Source organism: Tateyamaria sp. GN1-10 (genome assembly GCF_055693845.1).
The window spans coordinates 944,048-963,616 of the sequence record NZ_JBVFUR010000004.1; the positions used below are offsets into that span (position 1 = coordinate 944,048).

17 protein-coding genes are annotated in these 19,569 nt (G+C 60.8%); 4 read left to right on the forward strand and 13 right to left on the reverse strand.

The genetic code is table 11. From position 1 onward, the window contains the following. Positions 1-4 precede the first annotated feature (4 nt). The gene (locus tag ACZ1HN_RS06430; RefSeq protein WP_472726895.1) at positions 5-1,273 is read left to right on the forward strand and encodes a type I glutamate--ammonia ligase; all 1,269 of its coding nucleotides are present in this window, start codon (positions 5-7) and stop codon (positions 1,271-1,273) included. Between the two features lie 127 nt (positions 1,274-1,400). Here ACZ1HN_RS06430 and ACZ1HN_RS06435 read toward each other — a convergent pair whose 3' ends face one another. Then, a complete protein-coding gene (locus ACZ1HN_RS06435) occupies positions 1,401-2,141 on the reverse strand; it encodes an SDR family oxidoreductase (RefSeq protein ID WP_472726896.1) in 741 nt (246 codons plus the stop codon). Positions 2,142-2,144: 3 nt separating this feature from the next. Next, a complete protein-coding gene (locus tag ACZ1HN_RS06440) occupies positions 2,145-2,780 on the reverse strand; it encodes a YceI family protein (RefSeq protein WP_472726897.1) in 636 nt (211 codons plus the stop codon). A 99-nt stretch (positions 2,781-2,879) separates the two neighbouring features. Here ACZ1HN_RS06440 and ACZ1HN_RS06445 point away from each other — a divergent pair, with 99 nt between their 5' ends. Further along, positions 2,880-3,770 carry a LysR family transcriptional regulator gene (locus ACZ1HN_RS06445; protein ID WP_472726898.1) on the forward strand — a complete coding sequence of 297 codons (891 nt, stop codon included), beginning with the start codon at positions 2,880-2,882 and terminating at the stop codon, positions 3,768-3,770. Here the strand turns inward: ACZ1HN_RS06445 and ACZ1HN_RS06450 are convergent. Next, on the reverse strand, positions 3,767-4,225 hold the full coding sequence (locus tag ACZ1HN_RS06450) for an Lrp/AsnC family transcriptional regulator (RefSeq protein WP_472726899.1): 459 nt from the start codon (positions 4,223-4,225) through the stop codon (positions 3,767-3,769). The two genes, ACZ1HN_RS06445 and ACZ1HN_RS06450, sit on opposite strands and share 4 nt — an antisense overlap. Positions 4,226-4,349: 124 nt before the next feature. Here ACZ1HN_RS06450 and ACZ1HN_RS06455 point away from each other — a divergent pair, with 124 nt between their 5' ends. Further along, positions 4,350-7,754 (forward strand): indolepyruvate ferredoxin oxidoreductase family protein, encoded by a 3,405-nt coding sequence (locus ACZ1HN_RS06455; RefSeq protein WP_472726900.1) that lies wholly within the window; start codon positions 4,350-4,352, stop codon positions 7,752-7,754. Here the strand turns inward: ACZ1HN_RS06455 and ACZ1HN_RS06460 are convergent. From ACZ1HN_RS06460 to ACZ1HN_RS06485, 6 genes are all read right to left on the reverse strand, one after another. Further along, positions 7,741-8,406, reverse strand: coding sequence for a D-lyxose/D-mannose family sugar isomerase (locus tag ACZ1HN_RS06460; RefSeq protein WP_299704091.1), 666 nt, complete (start codon positions 8,404-8,406; stop codon positions 7,741-7,743). The two genes, ACZ1HN_RS06455 and ACZ1HN_RS06460, sit on opposite strands and share 14 nt — an antisense overlap. A 4-nt stretch (positions 8,407-8,410) precedes the next feature. Then, on the reverse strand, positions 8,411-9,325 hold the full coding sequence (locus ACZ1HN_RS06465) for a carbohydrate kinase family protein (protein WP_472726901.1): 915 nt from the start codon (positions 9,323-9,325) through the stop codon (positions 8,411-8,413). Continuing rightward, the gene (locus ACZ1HN_RS06470) at positions 9,322-9,939 is read right to left on the reverse strand and encodes a nucleoside/nucleotide kinase family protein (RefSeq protein ID WP_472726902.1); all 618 of its coding nucleotides are present in this window, start codon (positions 9,937-9,939) and stop codon (positions 9,322-9,324) included. The genes ACZ1HN_RS06465 and ACZ1HN_RS06470 overlap by 4 nt, the downstream gene beginning before the upstream one ends. Continuing rightward, positions 9,940-10,710: an ATP-binding cassette domain-containing protein gene (locus ACZ1HN_RS06475; protein WP_299205431.1), complete on the reverse strand. Its 771-nt coding sequence runs from the start codon at positions 10,708-10,710 to the stop codon at positions 9,940-9,942. It abuts the gene before it with no gap. Then, positions 10,707-11,774, reverse strand: coding sequence for an ABC transporter permease (locus ACZ1HN_RS06480; protein ID WP_472726903.1), 1,068 nt, complete (start codon positions 11,772-11,774; stop codon positions 10,707-10,709). Before ACZ1HN_RS06480 ends, ACZ1HN_RS06475 begins: the two co-directional genes overlap by 4 nt. 128 nt (positions 11,775-11,902) lie before the next feature. Beyond that, positions 11,903-12,922 (reverse strand): sugar ABC transporter substrate-binding protein, encoded by a 1,020-nt coding sequence (locus ACZ1HN_RS06485; protein ID WP_299205425.1) that lies wholly within the window; start codon positions 12,920-12,922, stop codon positions 11,903-11,905. Positions 12,923-13,070: 148 nt separating this feature from the next. On the opposite strand from ACZ1HN_RS06485, the gene ACZ1HN_RS06490 reads away from it, so the two are divergent. Beyond that, entirely contained in the window at positions 13,071-14,273 is a 1,203-nt protein-coding gene (locus ACZ1HN_RS06490; RefSeq protein ID WP_472726904.1) for an ROK family transcriptional regulator, read from the forward strand. A 21-nt stretch (positions 14,274-14,294) separates the two neighbouring features. Here ACZ1HN_RS06490 and ACZ1HN_RS06495 read toward each other — a convergent pair whose 3' ends face one another. Genes ACZ1HN_RS06495 through ACZ1HN_RS06510 form a run of 4 tightly spaced genes read right to left on the reverse strand, consistent with a single transcriptional unit; the run spans position 14,295 to position 19,492 of the window. Beyond that, positions 14,295-15,383, reverse strand: coding sequence for an ABC transporter ATP-binding protein (locus tag ACZ1HN_RS06495; protein WP_299602299.1), 1,089 nt, complete (start codon positions 15,381-15,383; stop codon positions 14,295-14,297). A gap of 53 nt (positions 15,384-15,436) precedes the next feature. After that, a complete protein-coding gene (locus ACZ1HN_RS06500; RefSeq protein ID WP_472726905.1) occupies positions 15,437-17,092 on the reverse strand; it encodes an alpha-amylase family glycosyl hydrolase in 1,656 nt (551 codons plus the stop codon). Between the two features lie 10 nt (positions 17,093-17,102). Beyond that, a complete protein-coding gene (locus ACZ1HN_RS06505) occupies positions 17,103-18,257 on the reverse strand; it encodes a carbohydrate ABC transporter permease (protein ID WP_299550227.1) in 1,155 nt (384 codons plus the stop codon). Beyond that, a complete protein-coding gene (locus tag ACZ1HN_RS06510; protein WP_299205409.1) occupies positions 18,257-19,492 on the reverse strand; it encodes a carbohydrate ABC transporter permease in 1,236 nt (411 codons plus the stop codon). The genes ACZ1HN_RS06505 and ACZ1HN_RS06510 overlap by 1 nt, the downstream gene beginning before the upstream one ends. Positions 19,493-19,569: the final 77 nt, after the last annotated feature.

Below are 19,569 nucleotides of genomic sequence, written 5' to 3' on the forward strand. Positions count from 1 at the left end.
AACCATGACGAACCGCACCCGCACCCTTTTTTGTGATCTGCTCAATTTGCCACGGGGCAAGTTCGTACCGCCGGATGTCGCTTCAGGGGGCAAGATCGGTTTTGCCCGTGGCGTCTTTGGCACGACGTTTGACCGTGACCTGATCCCGGTGCCGGGTGCAGGGGTGTTCGATGGCATTCCAGACATGGAACTGGTGCTGGATGGTGACCGCCGCCCCGACTGGCAGCGGGACAGCGAAATCGCGCTTGGTACTTTGCACGTGGAAGGTGCGCCATTTGGCCTCTGCGCGCGCGGGCGGCTGCAAGCTGCCGTTGACGCGTGGGAGGCGAAGGGGCTGACCCCGATGGTGGGTCTTGAAATGGAAGCCTATGTTTTCCAGCAGGATGCCGATGGGGTGTGGACGCCCTACAATACGCCGGGCGCATTCGTGTATGGCACCGGGCCGCAAAATGACCCGGCAGGTTTGATGGACGCACTGTGGTCCACTGCGGATGCGGCGGGCCTCCCCATCGAGTCGATGAATGGCGAGTATGACAGTGGCCAGTTCGAACTGACGATGAAGTTCGAGACAGCAGTTGCGGCCTGTGACAACGCATTTTTGTTCCGCACGATGGCACGAGAGGTCGCTGCAGAGATGGGACTGCTGCTGACGTTCTTGCCCAAGCCCATTCCAGATCGGGGCGGGTCCGGTCTGCATGTGAATTTCAGTCTTGCGGACGCGCAAGGGGCCAATGTGATCGCGCCTGACGGTGCGCTATCTGACATTGCAAAAGGATGCATGGCGGGCCTCATCCACCATCATGAGGGGTTGGCCGGTCTGCTTGCTGCGACGGTCAACAGTTATGACCGTCTCGGCCCAGCATCCATGGCCGGGTATTGGGCCAATTGGGCCGATGACCACCGGCTTGTGACAACGCGGTCTTGCGTGACGTCGCCGCGCTCCGCCCGGTTGGAGCATCGCATGGCGGACTGCGCGACGAACCCGTATCTTGCTGTCGCATCCGTTCTGCAGGCATCGCTTCTGGGTGTGAGTGGTGGCTATGCGCTGGAGCCGGCCGAGGACCTTGATGGCTTGGACAACATCCGGGCGACCCGCCATGTACCATCGGCGCTGGGCAAGGCGTTGGATGCTCTGGATGCGGACAAGCCCCTGCGCATGGCTGTGGGGGAAGCGATCTGCGATGCATTAATTTTTCTCAAGCAGGATGAATGGAAGCGGCTCAAGGACAAGTCCGTGGATGAGGTGCGCGACTACTACCTGCCCTTCGTCTAGGGCGCACCAGCAGGTGCGCCTTACAGGTGGATCATCGTAAGGCGGAGGTGTCCTCCGCCGCGCGGACGCAGCAAGCTGCGCCTTACGCACCAGAACCTGTAAGGCGGACGTGTCGTCCGCCCCGACCTCAAAGCGGGGGCAGCCCGACGATGTTGCGCCCAGCCTTCGTCTTAAGCGAGAAGTCCTGACCACACCACGCATTGCCTTCAGGCCCCATCAAAACGGCAATGGCCTGCCCAACCCAATCGGGCGGGATGTGGGCGTCCCACGACAATTGGCTAACCGGATTGATGCCGGACGTGGCGATCTCGCGCTGCATGTCTGTTGCGACCGTGCCCGGAGACAGGCCCATAACGCGCACGCCTGACCCGCGCACCTCTTTATCCGCCACGCGGGTCATAGACAGGACGGCGGCCTTGGTCGCACAGTAGTGGCTCCACCCCTCAAGCGCGCTTGTGGCCGCGCCGGAGGAGATGTTGATAACCGTCCCCGACCCGCGCGCGACCATGCCGGGCAAGACCGCGCGCAGGCCGTGATAGACGCCTTTGACGTTCACATCGATGACCCGCCCCCAAGCTGCCGGATCGCTGTCCGCCAATCGCGCGATTGGGTCGATCAACCCGGCATTGTTGACCAGTACGTCCACTTCGCCTGCTCGCTCCATCACTGCTTGCACTTGCGTAAAGTCGCTCACATCACAGGGCACCGCGATGCCGCTGGTTTCCTTTGCCAACTCCAGCAGCGCATCACCGGTTCGTGCTGCGAGCACAACATGGGCGCCAAAGCGGGCGAGGACCCGGGCGCTGGCCGCCCCGATCCCCTTGCTGGCCCCGGTGATGACAACGGTTTTGCCTTTGACATGCTGCATGGCTCAACGACCCCATGTGCAGGGAATGTTATTTTCAGTCGCACCTTCGCATTGCACCAGATCAAAATGCAGATCGACATCGACGCTCAGGCCCGTTGGGCTGTCGAGGAACGCTATGAAATCCATCCCGTGATCAAGCCGCAGGATCTCGCCCATGGCCTCGAACCCCACAACACGTACCTCATCGTAGTTTGGGATGAAGTCGGGATAGACCCGGTCCCGCACCATGGTGAAATCCAGCGTCACCGGCGCAGTCTGGCCACGCATCGTCAGGTCACCTGTCAGCTTTCCGCTGGAGGGCGTCAGCATCAGAATGTCTGTGGATATGAAGGTGATCTGCTGGTTGTTGTCCGCATCCAGATAATCCGCGTGCCGCAGATGCGCGTCGCGCGCCTCGTGATTGCTGTCGATGCTGGCCGCATCGATGGTGAAGGTTATCTGAGAATTGGCCGGGTTCTCTTCGTCAATCAGAAAGGTGCCGTCGTAGCTGTTGAAGCGGCCCACCGTGCGGCTCAACCCCATGTGATTGATTTCCCAACCAATATGAGCGTGGCCAAGGTCAAGTGTCCATTCGGTTGGCGCGGCACCGGCGGGCATGGTGCCAAGCAAAAAGGCGGCAAGTGGTAGTGTGCGGAACATGTCATATCTCCTTGTGGGATCAGATGCCCCTCACCTATCTGTTGCGGAACATGCAAAAAATTGGTTTGAGTACATCGTATTCATGCGTAAATTACACGAATGGACATCGCCGCCCTCCGCACAGTGCAACTTGTCGCCCACCATCAAAGCTTTGCCGCCGTGGCGCGTGTGCTCGATATTGATCCCAGCTCAGTCAGCCGGACAGTGGCAGGGATTGAGGGGCAGTTGGGATTGCGGCTGTTTCAACGCTCAACCCGGCAACTCACGCTGACCGAAGCCGGTTCGGTGTATCTGGCGCGGATCGGCCCCTTGCTGGACGATATGGACCTTGCGCGAGACGCGGCGGCCGAGGTCAGCACGCAGCCGTCTGGCCGCGTGCGGCTCACGGCGTCGGTCGCGTTTGGGCAAGAGGTGATCGTGCCACATCTCGCTGACCTGCGCGCGGCACTGCCCGAGATCGAGCTTGAACTGATCCTGAACGACCAGACAATCGACTTGGTTGCGGGCCAGATCGACATCGCCATCCGCCTTGCCCCTGCACCCAAGGGCGATCTGATCAGCACACGGCTCAGGTCCACGCAGTATCGTGTGGTGGCATCCCCGGACTATCTCGATCAACAGGGCAGACCTCGGAAGCCGGAGGCACTGACAGACCATGCGTGCCTGCGCATGACCTTGCCGGACTACCGGACCGAATGGCGGTTTCGGAAAAACCAGACCGAGACGATCGTCGGGGTCACAGGCCCGATCCTGATCTCAAACGCCCTGGCCCTGCGCACAGCCGCGCGAAACGGGTTGGGTCCTGCGCTGTTGGCAAACTGGATGACCGAAACCGATTTGGCGCAGGGCACACTGGTCGATCTGTTTCCGGATCACGACGTAACGGCGACCACCTTCGATACCGGGGCGTGGCTGCTGTACCCAAGCCGCACCTATCTGCCCACCAAGGTGCGTGCCGTCATTGATTTCCTGCGCACCCGGTTGCGCTAGAACCCGATGCCGGTGTTGCGCTTGATTTCACGCAAGACAACGTTGGTCTGTGCACTGGCAACCGCGGATAGGCGGAACAGGAACGTCTCAAGAAAGGCGTTGTAAGCGTCCAGATCGCGGCACAGCACGCGCATCTGGTAGTCGGATTGGCCTGTGGTGGCATAGCATTCCACAACTTCGCGCCGTGTCGACACCGCCTGGATAAAGGCGTTCAACTCGTCCTCGGAATGGCGGGCCAGTTGCACATGCACGATGGCCTGAAAGGTCAGGCCCGCGGCTGTAGCGTTCACGACCGCGCCGTAGCGGTCGATGATACCTGCCTCCTCCAGCGCTTTCACCCGCCGCCAGCACGCGGACGGCGACATGCCTGCCGCATCCGCCAGATCAGCGTTGGAGATGCGGCTGTCAGCTTGAAGTTGCTTCAAAAGGATGTGGTCGCGGTGATCCATCTTCATGTGGGTAATTTATCCATTTCTTGAGCTATTTCTGGCATGATTTTTCACATATTAGGCCTGTCGCAGAGAAACTGAAATCCCTTCCCACCCCGGAACCGCGATACTATTGGAAAGGAGGCCGCACATGTCGGACCCGCGCCACCGCTTTGACACCTACGCTCTCCACGACCGCTATGACCGAACGGAAGGACGCGTGTTCCTGACCGGAACGCAAGCGCTGGTGCGCATCATGCTGGATCAGGCGCGACGAGATCGGGCTGCTGGGCGCAACACGGCTGGTTTTATCTCGGGCTATCGCGGGTCGCCGCTTGGTGGGTTCGATCTGGAGCTGTGGCGGGCACAGCAGCGGACCGATGTTGCAGGCATCACGTTCATGACCGCCGTCAATGAAGACCTTGGGGCCACAGCCGTCCTTGGGGCGCAACAGGCCGTGCTGGACCCCGATTGCAAACATGATGGCATCTTTTCCATGTGGTACGGCAAGGGGCCGGGCGTGGACCGGTCCGGCGACGCGTTGAAGCACGGCAATGCCTATGGATCGTCGCCTTTGGGAGGGGTGTTGGTCGTCGCCGGGGATGATCATGGGTGTGTGTCGTCCTCCATGCCGCACCAGTCCGATGTCGCCTTCATGACGTGGTTCATGCCCACGCTGAACCCTGCCTCGGTGGCCGAATACCTGACCTTTGGCGCGTGGGGCTTCGCGCTTAGCCGGTTTTCGGGAACATGGGTGGGGTTCAAGGCGATTTCGGAAACCGTCGAAAGCGGGGCATCGGTGATCCTGCCGCCCGGTCCAGTCTTTGCCCAACCGGACTACGTTGCCCCATCCGGTGGTCTGCATATCCGCCCATCGGATTTGCCCAGCCCCGAGATCGAGGTGCGCATCGGTCACAAACTGGACGCGGTGCAGGCCTTTGCGCAGGCCAACCCGATTGACCGGCGCATCTATGATGTGCCTGACGCGCATTTCGGCTTTTTGACCACCGGCAAGGCACATCTGGACCTGATGGAAGCGCTGCGGCTTCTTGGCCTCGATGAAGCCACGTGCCGCGCCCATGGTATCGACATCTACAAGGTCGGCATGGTCTGGCCGCTGGCCTTGCGCGACGCGCGCGCCTTTGTACGCGGCAAGCGCGAGGTCATGGTGATCGAGGAAAAGCGCGGGATCATCGAAAGCCAGTTCAAAGAGGCGTTTTACGATCTGCCGCGTGACATACCAGAGCGCATGGTGGGCAAGCATGACGAAACCGGCGCCCCCTTGGTCCCGTGGACCGGAGAGCTGAGCCCCAAGCTGCTCGCTCCCCTGATCGCCAAACGATTGCACGCCTTCGTTCCCGATCTGGACCTTCCTGCACGGGCCAAAGCGCTGCAAACACCGCCAAAGCTACTGAATGTCGAAGGCGCGACGCGCACCCCGTATTTTTGCTCGGGTTGTCCGCACAATACTTCGACCAAGGTGCCTGAAGGGTCCAAGGCGGCCTCGGGTATCGGCTGTCACGTCATGGCTTCGTGGATGGACCGGGACACAGGCGGTTATGCGCAGATGGGCGGCGAGGGTGTGCCCTGGGTCGCCGCCTCCAAGTTCAATGGCGGCAAGCATATCTTCCAGAACCTGGGCGAAGGCACATGGTATCACTCCGGGTCTCTGGCGATCCGACAGGCTGTCGCCGCAGGGACGAACATCACCTATAAAGTGCTCTACAACGATGCGGTCGCGATGACGGGCGGGCAGCCTGTTGACGGCCCGGTCAGTGCCGCCGGCATTGCGTGGTCCAGTCGGGCAGAAGGTGTAGACCGGATCGCCTTGGTGTCCGACGACATTGCCAAGTTTCCAAGGTCCAACTTTCCCCCGGGCACCAGCTTTCACGACCGCCGGTCGCTCGACGCCGTACAACGCGAGCTGCGCGAGGTGCCTGGCGTCACCGTTCTGATCTACGAACAGACCTGCGCCACCGAAAAGCGCCGCCGCCGCAAGCGGGGGGAATTGCCGCCCGTCTCGACCTTTGCTGTGATCAACCCCGAGGTGTGCGAAGGCTGCGGCGATTGTTCGGTCGAAAGCAATTGCCTGAGCGTAGAGCCGGTGGAGACGTCCTTGGGGCGCAAGCGGCGCATCAACCAATCGACCTGCAACGCCGATATGTCCTGCCTCAACGGCTTCTGCCCCAGCTTTGTCACGGTCGAGGGTGCGACGCGGAAGACACCCAAAGCCATGGAGTTTGATATAGAAGCCGCGCTTGGTGGCCTCCCCGAACCAACCCTCCCGCATCTGGACACACCCTTCGACCTGCTGGTCACCGGCGTGGGCGGAACGGGCGTCGTGACCGTCGGCGCACTCATCACCATGGCGGCAAATCTTGAGGGGCGCGGAGCTTCCGTTCTCGACTTCACCGGCTTTGCCCAGAAATTCGGGACGGTTCTCAGCTACATCCGGTTGGGGCGAACACCGGACGACTTGCATCAGGTGCGGATCGAAGAGGCTGCAGCAGATGTGGTTATCGGTTGTGACATCGTGGTGTCATCAGCCCCAAAGGCGTCGGCCCACTATCATCCCGGCACCCGCATGGTCCTGAACCGGGCAGAAATGCCCACCGGTGATCTGGTCCTGCACCGCGACGCAAGCCTGCGCGTTGATGACCGTGAGGCTGCAATTGCCGATGTGATCGGTGCGCACAACCTGATCACCTGCGATGCGAATGCGCTGGCGGAGCGCATGTTGGGGGATGGCGTGTTTGCCAATGTCATGCTGTTGGGGATGGCATGGCAAAAGGGTCTCGTTCCTGTCAGTCAGATTGCCTTGAAACAGGCCATTCACCTCAATGGCGTTGCCGTCCAGAAGAACACCCGCGCCTTTGAGATGGGGCGCATCTGGGCGCATGATCCGGCAGACTTTGTCGCCCCCAGCCATTCACAGGCACTGCAAACCGTGGACGAGATCATCGCGCACCGCGCCGCGTTGCTGGTCGCCTATCAGGATGAAGCCTACGCGCAGCGCTACCGGGATATATTGAACCGCTCCACCACAGGGTTTGACGACGAAAGCCAGCGCCTTGCCGCCAAGTCCCTCTACAAGCTGATGGCCTACAAGGACGAGTACGAGGTTGCTCGGTTGCACACCGAAACCGGGTTCGCAGAAAAGCTGGCCGAGCAATTCGACGGCGACTTCAAGGTCCGCCACCATCTGGCGCCACCGGTCCTGTCATGGAAAACCGACGCGCGCGGCCGCCCACTGAAGCGCCGCTTTGGGCCATGGATGACCCGCGCAATGACAATCTTGGCCAAGGGCAAACGCCTGCGCGGCACCGCGTTCGATCCGTTTGGCTACACGGCGGAACGGCGTGAAGAGCGGGCACTGATCGACTGGTATGTTTCGGGCCTCGACCGTCTCAGCCACGGCATCACAGACCACGAAGCGGCCCGCGAATTCCTTGGCGCACCGTTGGAGTTTCGTGGCTTCGGCCCCGTCAAGGCCGAAGCTGTCGCGCGGCTGAAACCAGACGCCGATGCGGCGCTGAACAAAGCTAGTAGTCGCTGACCAGAAGGTGGGTCGGGGCGACATCCTCTTCGATGTCGGAAAACCGCCCGATGGGCTCGGCAAAGATATTGTCGGTCAGATCGTCATTTACGGTCGACACTTCGTGGATCAGGCAATCGCCGCCCTCACCCCAAAAGGCGTGCCAGGTGGTGGGTGTCAGGGTCACGGACGCACCCACGGGCAGCTTCAAATGTCCCCCAGCAGGCAAGGTCACCGGAACGCCATCGGTCAGCACCTGAACGTCCGCCTTGCGATCCATCTGCCCCTCGGCATCGCAGGTGAACAGTTCCAGCACCAGCGTGGCCCCACCACGGTTGATGATATCCTCGGTCTTCAGCACATGGCGGTGCATCGGCGAAAGCTGATCCTGACGCGAGATCATCAGCTTCTCGGCATAAAGCATCGCGCCCTGCTGGCCCATTTCGGTCAGATCGCCATTGCGCATGGTGAACAGGAACAGGCCCATCTCATCAAAGCGGCCCTGCCCGTAATCCGTGATGTCCCAGCCGAGGCCCCGGTCCCGGATATGGGCGGCCTTGTCGCTGCGCATCTCGTCCGGTGTCCAGCCGCCAAAGGGCGGCACGGTCCAGCCGTGCTTGGTAAAGAACGCGGCCCCTTCGGCCAGGATGTCATTCACGCGGGATCGTTTCATGGGATCAGTCCAGTTCAGTTTGCCAGGGCGGGTTCGCCCCGGCGCGAGAGACGGTGATGGCGGCGGCACGGGCGGACAGGGTCAGCATATCCGTCAGCGTGACCTCGTCCAGCACTGCAACATCCGAAGGCGACAACGCGCCAGCGCGGCGCAGGGCGGCAAGGCAACCCGCATTGAACGTGTCACCAGCGCCAACTGTGTCAACGACCGTCGCCTTTTCTGCAGCGACCCGCACCCGTGTGCCATTTGACAAAAGCGCCGTCGCCCCGTCGCTTCCTTCGGTCAGCAGAAGCAACTTCGGCCCCATGTCCAGAACGGCCCGCGCCTTGGCGTCCAGATCACCGTCGGGCACCAGCCAGCCGATGTCATCATCCGACAGTTTCACAATGTCCGCGCGCCCGATCAGCTTGTTCAGCCGGGCGCGATACCCGTCGTGATCAGAAACAAAGCCCGGGCGGATGTTCGGGTCCGCCATCACCAACCGGTCTTCGGGTTGGGACAGGGCCAAATCCAGCAGGCTGTCCGCCACCGGCGGGTTGCAGAGAGAGATACCACCGAAGAACACCGCCTCTGTCCCCGCGGGGACGGCAGCAATATCAACAGGTTGGATGTTCCGTGTCGCGGTTTCGTCATCATAGAACGTGTAGGTGGCATTGCCCTGGTCCAGATGCACAAAGGCCAGCGTCGTATTGCGGTCGCTGCGCACGGCATGGTCGGCAGAGACATGGCTGGCGGTCAGGTGATCTGCGATCATCCCGCCAAACGGGTCCGAGGACAGGCCGGTGATCAGCCCGACGGGTTCGCCCAAGCGACCCAAGGCTACGGCGGTATTCAAAACCGCGCCTCCGACATGCGGCACGTAAGCGCCGTCGGCATTCGGGATCATGTCGATCAGGGCTTCGCCCGCGCAAAGTATCATTGGTCTATCTCGTTCAATGTGAGGTCGGCAGGTGCCGAGTGAGTCAGCACGGTGGTGATATTCGGCACATCGTTGGTGTCAATCCATGCCTGTGCATCAGGCTTGGCATGTGCGTCCCAGCGGGCCTTTAAACGGTTGATCAACAGATCCATCGGGGGGTGCAGCGCGATCGAGAATGTCCAGAGATCGTGCAGCTTGGTCCAGGGCGGCGTGTCGAGAAGCAGGTAGTTTCCCTCGACCAGCACCGTGCTGCATCTTGCCTCGACCCGTCCCGCGCCTGCTACGGCGATTTCGCGGGTGCGGTCAAAGACAGGAAACACAATCGGGTCGGGCGATTGCAGTGCGGTTATCAGCCGGCAAAAGCCATCTGCATCGAACGTGTGTGGTGCGCCCTTGCGGTTGCGCGTCCCATCGCGTTCCAGCAGGCAGTCGTCAAGGTGAAACCCATCCATGGGCACCACGGCGGCGTGCTCGCCTTGCTGTGACAGCCGCGCGGCAAGGATTTCTGCCAGCGTGCTCTTTCCGCTCGCAGGCGGACCCGCCACGGCCACAAGACGCCTGTGTGGTGCAGCGGGCCGATCAAGGATCTGCGCACAGATCTGGTCGAAGGTCATCTACGCTGCTATCTCCGGGACCGCCGCGCCGGTCATGTAAGCAACAGCGTCGGACATCGAATGATCCTTGGGGTCGATTACACATAGGCGCTTGCCCAACCGGTGCACATGGATGCGGTCGGCCACTTCGAAGACGTGCGGCATGTTGTGGCTGATCAGGATAATTGGGATGCCCCGCGACCGCACATCAAGGATCAACTCAAGCACCTTGCGGCTTTCCTTGACCCCGAGGGCTGCCGTCGGCTCGTCAAGGATCACCACCTTGGACCCAAAAGCTGCTGCGCGCGCCACGGCGACCCCCTGACGCTGACCGCCAGACAGGCTTTCGACCGCCTGATTGATGTTCTGGATCGTCGCAAGCCCCAGCTCGCTCAGCTTTTCGCGGGCAAACTTCTCCATCGCCTGCTTGTCGAGACGGCGAAACACCTTGCCCATGATCCCGGGTTTGCGCAACTCGCGCCCCATGAACATGTTATCCGCAATGGACAGGGCAGGGGACATGGCAAGCTGTTGATAAACGGTTTCGATGCCTTCCTCGCGCGCCTCGATGGGCGAGCGGAACTTGACCTCGCGCCCCTCCAGCCACACCTGCCCTTCGTCCGGGACAACCGCGCCCGACACGGCCTTGATCATCGAAGATTTGCCTGCCCCGTTGTCGCCGATCACGGCAAGGATTTCGCCCGGCATGAGGTCAAAGTCGGCATGGTCAAGCGCTGTGACCTTGCCATAACGTTTGACGAGGTTGCGGGCTTTGAGAATGGGTTCGGTCATGCCGCCACCTTCCGTATCCATTGATCTACTGCGACGGCTGCGATGATCAGCATGCCGATCAGCATGAAGGTCCATTGCGGGTCTGCCCCGGCCATGCGCAGGCCCAGTTCGAACACGCCCACGATGAGTGCACCAAAGAGTGCACCTGCAATTGAACCACGGCCGCCAAAGAGAGAGATGCCGCCGATCACCACGGCGGTGATGGATTGAATGTTGCCGATCACGCCGGTCGTTGCGGAGGGAGAGATCGACCCGAACCGCCCGATCATCACCCAGCCTGCCAGCGCGCAGATGAACCCGGCGGCCATGTAGACGGACATGTAGGTCTTGTGCACGTCGACGCCGGACAGTTCTGCCGCCTCGGGGTCATCTCCGACAGCATAGACATGTCGACCCCACGCGGTAGATCGCAAGGCATAGGCCAGCACGATGAACAGGGCGATCATGCCCAGAACGCCAAGGGTGAATGTCGCACCACCAAACTGGATCTTGGTCCCGAGGAATTGGAGAAAGGAAGCCTCCGCCTCGATGTCCTGCGAACGGATGGTTTCGTTGGCGGAGTAGAGATAATTCGCGGCCAGCACGATCTGCCACATGCCCAGTGTCACGATGAAGGGTGGCAGCTTCATACGGCTGACAAGCCATCCACTGATGGCGCCCAAAGTCGTGCCAACCGCCAAGCCGATGGCAACAGAGACAGCGGGTGGAACACCATAGCTGAAGGTCGCCTTACCCATGACAACGGTGCACAAAACGGCGACGGCTCCAACGCTTAGGTCAATACCAGCCGTCAAGATGATCAGAGTCTGTGCGGCGGCCAGCACGCCTACGATCTGTACCTGTTGCAGGATCAGCGTCAGCGCGAAGGGCGAGAAAAAGCGCTGTCCCAGCAGGATGCCAAAGAGCGCGATGGAAAAGATCAGCACGATCAGCGGCACCAGTGATGGCGTCTGGTGCAGCGTATGCTGCACGCGCCCGACAAGGCCTCGACGATGATCCTCGAACTCTGCGACGGTTGCGTCGGCTGAAGTGGCTGCGGCTTCGTAGTTGTCCGATTGGGTCATGGGTGGTCCCGATGTCAGGCAATGAAATGGGGCAGGCGACGTGCCCGCCCCAAGTATAGCTTAGTTCTTGTTGGTATTGGGAGGCCGGTGAGGCACCGGCGCTCCGCAATTTGATCTGCTTTCGCTGATCAGCCCCAGCACAGGTCCTTGCCTTCGGAGACCGAGATGCTCTCGACCCCGTCGGCAGGCTTGTCTGTCACCAACGCCACGCCCGTGTCAAAGAACGCCTTGCCATCGGTAGCTTCGGGCTTGGTCCCGTCAGCGGCCCAGGCAGCAATCGCCTCAATCCCCAAGGATGCCATCAGAAGCGGGTATTGCTGCGATGTCGCGCCAATCACGCCATCGGCCACGTTCTGTACGCCGGGGCAGCCACCGTCGACGGACACGATCAGCACATCGTTTTCACGGCCAATGGCTTTCAGCGCCTCATAGGCACCGGCAGCGGCGGGTTCGTTGATGGTGTAGACGACGTTGATGAACGGGTCCTTGGCCAAAAGGTTCTCCATCGCGCGGCGGCCACCTTCCTCGTTCCCAGCGGTGACGTCATTGCCGACGATGCGGGCGTCGGTTTCGTCGCCCCACTTGTTGGGATCACCGACGTCGATGCCGAACCCGGTCAGGAAGCCCTGATCGCGCAGCACGCCAACGGTCGGCTGGCTGATCGCGAGGTCGAGCATGCCGATCTTGGCGTCTGCTGCTGCATCCCCAAGGCTCGCGGCGGCCCATGCGCCAATCAGCTCACCAGCCAGAAAATTGTCGGTGGCGAATGTCATGTCGGCGGCGTCAATGGGCTCAAGCGGGGTGTCGAGCGCAATGACCAAAAGGCCCGCATCACGTGCCTGTTGGACGACAGGCACAATGCTGGCGGTGTCCGAGGCAGTCAGCAGGATGCCCTTGGCGCCGTTGGCGATGCAAGTTTCGATGGCCTGCACTTGTGTCTCGTGGTCGCCATCCACCTTGCCCGCGAACGAGCTGAGGTTGATGCCAAGCTCTTCCGCCTTTGCGGTGGCGCCTTCGCGCATCTTGACGAAGAACGGATTGGTGTCGGTTTTTGTGATCAGACAGGCCGAAATCGCGTGCCCATCTGCCAATGCAGCGCCCGCCATCGTGGTCAAGGCACAGGCTGTGCCCAGCAAGAGTTTCTTCATGGTGTCCTCCCAGTCGTTGTCGGATCGGGAAAATGCCCGACCCAAACTGCCCCAAGGGAAACGCGATTCTGTGATCCTGTCAATTAATAATTCAACTTGATTTATTAATTGACGCGCGCAAAGATTGATGAAGGGAGGATACGGTCAGATGACACTGGACCACGTGCGCACCCTGTCCGGAGGCATCAACCAGACCGGCGTGCGCGCTTACAATGAACGGCTGATCCTATCGATCCTGCAGCGCAATAGCGGACTGCCGGGCAGAGATCTTGCGCGACGGACCGGGCTGTCGCCACAGACCGCATCCGTGATCCTGCGCAAGCTGGAACAGGACGGTCTGCTGCTGAAAGGCGATCCGGTCAAAGGCAAGGTGGGCAAGCCGTCGGTGCCGTACTTGCTGAACGCGGACGGCGTGTTTTCTATTGGGCTCAAGATCGGGCGACGAACCGCCGATCTGCTTGTGCTGGATGCGCTTGGACAGGTGCGCCATCAGCTACGCGACACCTATGACTATCCGCTGCCTAGCGCTGTCTTTGCGTTTCTGCGTGACGGGTTTGCGCGGTTGATGGACGAAATGGACGATAACACCCGCGCGCGCTTGTGTGGCGTTGGCATAGCTGCCCCATTTGAGCTGTGGAGCTGGCATGAATTGCTGGATGCTCCGGCCGACGAGTTCGCCGCCTGGAAAGACGCCGATTTCGTCGCCGAGGTCGGGCGCATCACTGATCTGCCGGTGCGCATGGTCAATGACGCCACCGCTGCCTGCCGCGCCGAGCATGTGTTCGGCATAGGGCGGGAGTATCGGGATTACATCTACTTCTTCCTGGGGGCTTTTGTCGGCGGAGGCGTGGTGCTGGATCATGCCGTGTTCGAGGGCAACCAGAAGAACGCGGGCGCCTTTGGCACAATGCCCGTCGCGGACTTGCAGGGCAGACCCGAGCATCTGATTGATCTTGCGTCGATCCGTACACTCGAATTGCGCCTGATCGAGGCGGCGCAGGATCCACGGCAGCTGTGGCATCAGCCGCAGGACTGGTCCCATCTGGAAGCCTTTGTTCAGCCGTGGTTGGAGCAGGCGGCCGACGCCTTGGCACTGGCCGGTGTGGCGTCATGTGCCGTGATCGATGTCGAGGCTGTTGTGATCGATGGTGCCATGCCCAACGGTATACGCGAACGGTTGGTCGACATGACCCGCGCAGCACTTGCGACCAAGGACATGCGCGGGTTGATCCCGCCGGTGACAGTCGCCGGTCAGATCGGTGGAAATGCGCGGGGGATTGGGGCGGCTGCCGGACCGATCATCGGGCAATTGCTGCTGGATCGGTCCGCGGCCTTGTTCGATCAGGGGTAGGGCGCCGAGGCGCCCAAATCCTTAGCGATAGTAAAGCGATTGGCCGTTTGAAAACAGCTGCACCTTCTCTGGCGCAGCCGTCACCTTGACGGATTTGCCGCGCAGATCCTTGTGGATGCCGGGCATCTTGGCCAGTACGGCCTGTTCTCCCTCGGGGGCTTCGAAATACAGGATCGTGACTTCGCCCAAAGCTTCGGTGAAATCGACCTTGCCTTCAAACACGGCGTCACCATCGGTTTCGACCATATCTTCGGGACGGACCCCTACATTGACCTGCATCCCCTTGTCGCCATCCTGCGTGGGTACGGCAGAAGTGATGACGGATCCGTTGCCCATCTTCACCTTGGTCTGTGCGCCAGTCTCGACAATCTCGCCCGGTAGCAGGTTCATCGAAGGCGAGCCGATGAACTGTGCCACGAACTCGTTCTCGGGGCGTTCATAGAGATCAAGGGGCGAACCCACCTGCGCGATGCCCTTGTTGGCCAGAACCACGATGCGGCTGGCAAGGGTCATGGCTTCGACCTGATCATGCGTCACGTAGATCATGGTGGAGTCGGGCATCGACTCTTTCAACTGCGCAATCTCGATCCGTGTGGCGACGCGCAGGGCGGCGTCGAGGTTCGAAAGCGGTTCGTCGAACAGATAAACTTTGGGATCGCGCACGATGGAGCGGCCAATGGCAACCCGCTGACGCTGACCACCGGACAGGGCCTTGGGCAGCCGATCCAGATAGGGCTCAAGCTGCAGGATACGCGCAGCGCGGTTCACCGCCTCATCAATCTCTGACTGCGATTTCTTTGCCAGCTTCAGGGCAAAAGTCATGTTATCCCGCACGGTCATGTGCGGATAAAGCGCGTAGGACTGGAACACCATGGCGATGCCGCGCTGGGCGGGTGGCACGTCATTCACGACAGTCCCGTCAATCTCAAGCGTGCCGCCGGTGATCTTTTCCAGCCCCGCGATCATGCGCAGCAGCGTGGACTTGCCGCATCCGGACGGGCCGACAAAGACAATCAACTCGCCTTTTTCGATGTCGAGGTTGATGTTGTTGAGCACGTTGACCGTGCCGCCATATGTCTTTTCGACATCTGTCAGTTTCAAGTCGGCCATGGTTGGTCCCTCCCTTCGGGCGCCCGGTCAGGACCGGGCCCCTTTCTCCTCGTTTACGTCTTCAAGGCCAGCGCCACCTGCCACGCGCCCAGATGGACATGCCCATCGGGGCTGGGGGCGGTGCTGCCAAGTTCTGACCCGATGGTGACCCAGGCCCCATCGGGCAGGTCCAGCGTGGCCGGTTCGTCGCTCAGGTTCACGGCGCAAAAGATCACCTGGCCATCATGCGTGCGGGCGAAATGCACGACGTCGCCGGTCGCATTGACCTCGTCATGCGCACCTTTCGACAACGCCTTGTGGGCGTGGCGCAGGGCGATGGCCTTGCGATAATGATGCAGCAGGGCGGCGGGGTCGTGCTCCTGTGTTGATACTGCGTTGTGCAGATGATCACGGCTGACAGGCAGCCACGGCTCACCGGTGGTGAACCCGCCATGGCTGTTCGATGGCTCCCACACCATGGGCGTCCGGCACCCGTCGCGACCCTTGAACTCGGGCCAGAATTCGATGCCATAAGGGTCTTGCAAGTCTTCAAAGGCCACGTCGGCCTCCGGCAGACCCAACTCTTCGCCTTGGTACAAGCAGACCGAGCCGCGCAGGCACAGGATCAGCGTTGCATAGGCGCGCATCGCGGCGGGGGACAGGTCCCACCGGCTGGCATGGCGGATGACGTCGTGGTTGGAAAACGCCCAGCAAGCCCAGCCATCCGTAGCCACATCATCCACTTTGTTCAGCACCTCGACAACACGCGCAGCGGTCAGCGGATCCTTGGCGAGGAATTCAAAGGCATAGCACATCTGTACGCGCTCATCGCCCTCAGTGTACTGGCCCATGATCTCAAGCCCGCGCTGTGCGTCGCCGACTTCGCCCACGGCAGCCGCGCCGGGGTATTCGTCCAGCAGTGACCGGAACCGCGCCAGGAACTCCAGGTTCTCGACCTGGTTCTTGGAATAGAGGTGTTCCTGGTGGTTATACGGGTTCACCGATGGCGCAATGGTTGCGTTGCGCTGTTCGGGCGGCAGGGCCGGATTGTCGCGCAAGTCCTTGTCCGCGAAGTAGAAGTTGATCGTGTCCAGACGGAAACCATCCACGCCACGATCCAGCCAGAAGCGGGTCACGTCCAGCAGCGCATCCTGCACTTGCACGTTGTGGAAGTTCAGGTCCGGCTGCGTCGACAGGAAGTTGTGCAGGTAATACTGCTCGCGCCGCGGCTCCCACGTCCAGGCGGGGCCGCCAAAGATCGACAGCCAGTTGTTGGGTGGCGTGCCATCGGGCTTGGGATCGGACCAGACATACCAATCGGATTTGTCATTGCTGCGGTCCACATGGCTCTTTGCAAACCACGGATGCTGATCCGATGTGTGCGACAGAACAAGGTCGATCATCACGCGCAGGCCCAAGGCATGCGCCGTCTCGACCAGCGCGTCGAAATCGGCCAGCGTGCCGAACATCGGGTCGACGCCACGATAGTCGCTGACGTCATAGCCAAAGTCCTTCATCGGCGAGGTGAAGAAGGGCGAAATCCAGATCGCATCAACCCCAAGTGACGCAACATAGGGCAGGCGGCTGGTGATCCCGTTCAGATCACCGATACCATCGCCATTGCTGTCCTGGAAGCTGCGCGGATAGATCTGATAGATCACCGCCCCGCGCCACCAGTCCTTGTCCGCCACAAGAGTCCGAGCCATGTCGAATTCCGCTTTCTTGTTCATACACTAGATCCTATTTAACCGACCCGGCCAGCAGACCGCGCACCAGGTACTTCTGCATTGCAAAGAACACGCACAGCGGCACCGCAATCGACACGAACGCCGCCGTGGCAAGGATTTCCCAGTTGCCACCCCGTGTGCCCAGCAAGTTGACGATCTGGTCGGTCATCACTGTCGTTTGCCCCGTGGCGTCAATCAGGAACACCTTGGCCACCAGCAGGTCATTCCAGGTCCACAGGAACTGGAAGATCGCAAAGGACGCCAAGGCGGGGAACGACAGTGGGAGGATGATCTTGGTAAAGATCTGGAAATCCGTCGCGCCGTCCACCTTGGCGTTTTCGATGATGTCGCGGGGCAGGCCAACCATGTAATTTCGCAAGAGGTATATCGCCAGCGGAAGGCCAAAGCCCGTATGGGCGAGCCAGACGCCCAGATACCCTTTGCCGATGCCAATGCCGACATGCAGTTTCAGCAGCGGGATCAGCGCCAATTGTAGGGGCACCACCAGCAGGCCCACGACACAGGCAATCAGGATCGCCCGACCGGGGAAGTCCATCCACGCCAGCGCATAGGCGGCAAAAGCGGCCACAACGATGGGAATGATGGTGGCCGGAATGGTCACCGTCAGCGTGTTGAAAAACGCCTTGGCCATGTTGTCGTTGCTGTCACCACTGGTCATGATGTTAACGTAGTTCTCGGTCGTGAACTCGGGCGGTGACACGGCCGTGACAAAGGCACGCTGCCCCCGGCCACTGATCTGTTCGTCATTGCCGGACCAGACATAGTTGCCCTCAGCATCGACCGAGAATGTCTCGCCGTCACCCAGATCCGCCACGTCACCCGCCTGATAGGCATCAACAGCGCGGGACGATGTGCCCCAGCTTTGAATTTCACCCGGCGCGCCGTTGTCGCCAAAGAAGTTGCCCTCGACCACGAACAGGTCTCCGCGCTGTACACGGTTTTCATCGGGGTCTGCGGCGCGATACCGCTCGGTCTGTTCTGACGGAAACAGGGATGCCCACCAGCCCGATCCGACGATCTGATCTGCCGTGCGGAACGAGGACACCAGCAAGCCGAAGGTTGGGAATACCCACAAGGCGACAAGCAGCACGACCGAGATGTTGACCACCCAGCCCAGAGACGATTTGGAACCAGCTATATTGTCCATTATTTCATCTCCTTACGGGCGTTGTAGACGTTCCAGACCAGGATCGGGGACACCATGATCATGATGATGATCGCGGATGCCGACCCCACGCCCCAATCGTTGGCGCGGAACAGTTTGTCGAACATGTAATTGGCCAGAACCTGCGTCTCCCACTGGCCGTTGGTCATCGCGAACACGATGTCGAACACCTTGAGGACGGTGATGGTGATGGTTGTCCAGACCACCACGATGGTGCCCATGATCTGCGGCACCTTGATCTTGAAGAAAATCTGGAACGGGTTGGCCCCATCGACGATGGCTGCTTCAACCGTTTCTTCCGGGATGCCGCGCAGGGCGGCAGACAGGATCACCATGGCAAAGCCGGTCTGGATCCAGATCAACACGACCATCAGCAGGAAGCTGTTCCAGAACGGAATGGTCAGCCATGTCTGCGGCTGGCCGTACGGATAGTCGAAGGTGAAAATACCGACCAGCGAGGTCAGCGACAGGTACACGAGGTAAAGCGCCGCAACACCCACGAACAGGCGCAGGGGCACGTATCCGGCCCCGCCGCCCCGCTGTTTGCTTTCAGCAATAGGGCGCACGAAAATCCAGCCGACATAGGCGACAATCGCGGCAAAGGCCAAAAGCATGATGGCAGGCAGCACCTGCAGGAACAGGAACGACCCGATGCCGCCGTCAAATTGCAGCCAGACCGAATTCAGCACACCGATCTGGTTCTGATCCGCAGGCCGTGCCTCGTAGACCAGCTTGAAGATCACGCCCGCACCAACGAAGGAAATCGCCATCGGCATGAAAATGAGCGATTTGGCGGCTGATCCCCACTTGATCCGGTCAGTAAGCTGGGCGGCCAGCAGGCCAAACGCCGTCGACGCGGCAGGCACAACGATCAACCACAACAGGTTGTTGCGTAGTGCTTCCCAAAACTTTGGCTCGCCCATCATCTGGTTGTAGTTGGCAAGGCCGACAAAGGCGCCGCCTTGATCCCGGTCAGTCAGGGACAGGCGCAGCGTTTCGAACACAGGGTAGGCCAGGTAAAGACCCAGCGCGAACATGGCAGGAAACAGGAACAGCCAGGGGCGCACGATGTTGGCCCGGTTGATGTTCTGACCCGCTTGTGGCCCTTTCGCCGGAAAGATCACCTTGTCGAGGATCTGGTTCGATCCCCAGAAATACAAAAGACATCCGCCGACGCCGGCGAGAATGGTCACAAGTCCCAAAAGTGCAGGGTTCATCTGGCTTCCTCCCTAGGGGCGAGGCCCGGTTTTTGGGGGTCTCTCGCGACCGGCACAGGCCGGTTCGTGGGGCCAGC

Bases quoted from the DNA above. Each gene is read 5' to 3' on its own strand.
- ACZ1HN_RS06480 (WP_472726903.1), bottom strand. From the start codon at position 11,774: ATGACCCAATCGGACAACTACGAAGCCGCAGCCACTTCAGCCGACGCA.
- ACZ1HN_RS06455 (WP_472726900.1), top strand. From the start codon at position 4,350: ATGTCGGACCCGCGCCACCGCTTTGACACCTACGCTCTCCACGACCGC.
- ACZ1HN_RS06465 (WP_472726901.1), bottom strand. From the start codon at position 9,325: ATGATACTTTGCGCGGGCGAAGCCCTGATCGACATGATCCCGAATGCC.
- ACZ1HN_RS06500 (WP_472726905.1), bottom strand. From the start codon at position 17,092: ATGAACAAGAAAGCGGAATTCGACATGGCTCGGACTCTTGTGGCGGAC.
- ACZ1HN_RS06450 (WP_472726899.1), bottom strand. From the start codon at position 4,225: ATGAAGATGGATCACCGCGACCACATCCTTTTGAAGCAACTTCAAGCT.
- ACZ1HN_RS06430 (WP_472726895.1), top strand. From the start codon at position 5: ATGACGAACCGCACCCGCACCCTTTTTTGTGATCTGCTCAATTTGCCA.
- ACZ1HN_RS06435 (WP_472726896.1), bottom strand. From the start codon at position 2,141: ATGCAGCATGTCAAAGGCAAAACCGTTGTCATCACCGGGGCCAGCAAG.
- ACZ1HN_RS06470 (WP_472726902.1), bottom strand. From the start codon at position 9,939: ATGACCTTCGACCAGATCTGTGCGCAGATCCTTGATCGGCCCGCTGCA.
- ACZ1HN_RS06440 (WP_472726897.1), bottom strand. From the start codon at position 2,780: ATGTTCCGCACACTACCACTTGCCGCCTTTTTGCTTGGCACCATGCCC.
- ACZ1HN_RS06460 (WP_299704091.1), bottom strand. From the start codon at position 8,406: ATGAAACGATCCCGCGTGAATGACATCCTGGCCGAAGGGGCCGCGTTC.
- ACZ1HN_RS06445 (WP_472726898.1), top strand. From the start codon at position 2,880: ATGGACATCGCCGCCCTCCGCACAGTGCAACTTGTCGCCCACCATCAA.
- ACZ1HN_RS06505 (WP_299550227.1), bottom strand. From the start codon at position 18,257: ATGGACAATATAGCTGGTTCCAAATCGTCTCTGGGCTGGGTGGTCAAC.
- ACZ1HN_RS06490 (WP_472726904.1), top strand. From the start codon at position 13,071: ATGACACTGGACCACGTGCGCACCCTGTCCGGAGGCATCAACCAGACC.
- ACZ1HN_RS06475 (WP_299205431.1), bottom strand. From the start codon at position 10,710: ATGACCGAACCCATTCTCAAAGCCCGCAACCTCGTCAAACGTTATGGC.
- ACZ1HN_RS06485 (WP_299205425.1), bottom strand. From the start codon at position 12,922: ATGAAGAAACTCTTGCTGGGCACAGCCTGTGCCTTGACCACGATGGCG.
- ACZ1HN_RS06495 (WP_299602299.1), bottom strand. From the start codon at position 15,383: ATGGCCGACTTGAAACTGACAGATGTCGAAAAGACATATGGCGGCACG.
- ACZ1HN_RS06510 (WP_299205409.1), bottom strand. From the start codon at position 19,492: ATGAACCCTGCACTTTTGGGACTTGTGACCATTCTCGCCGGCGTCGGC.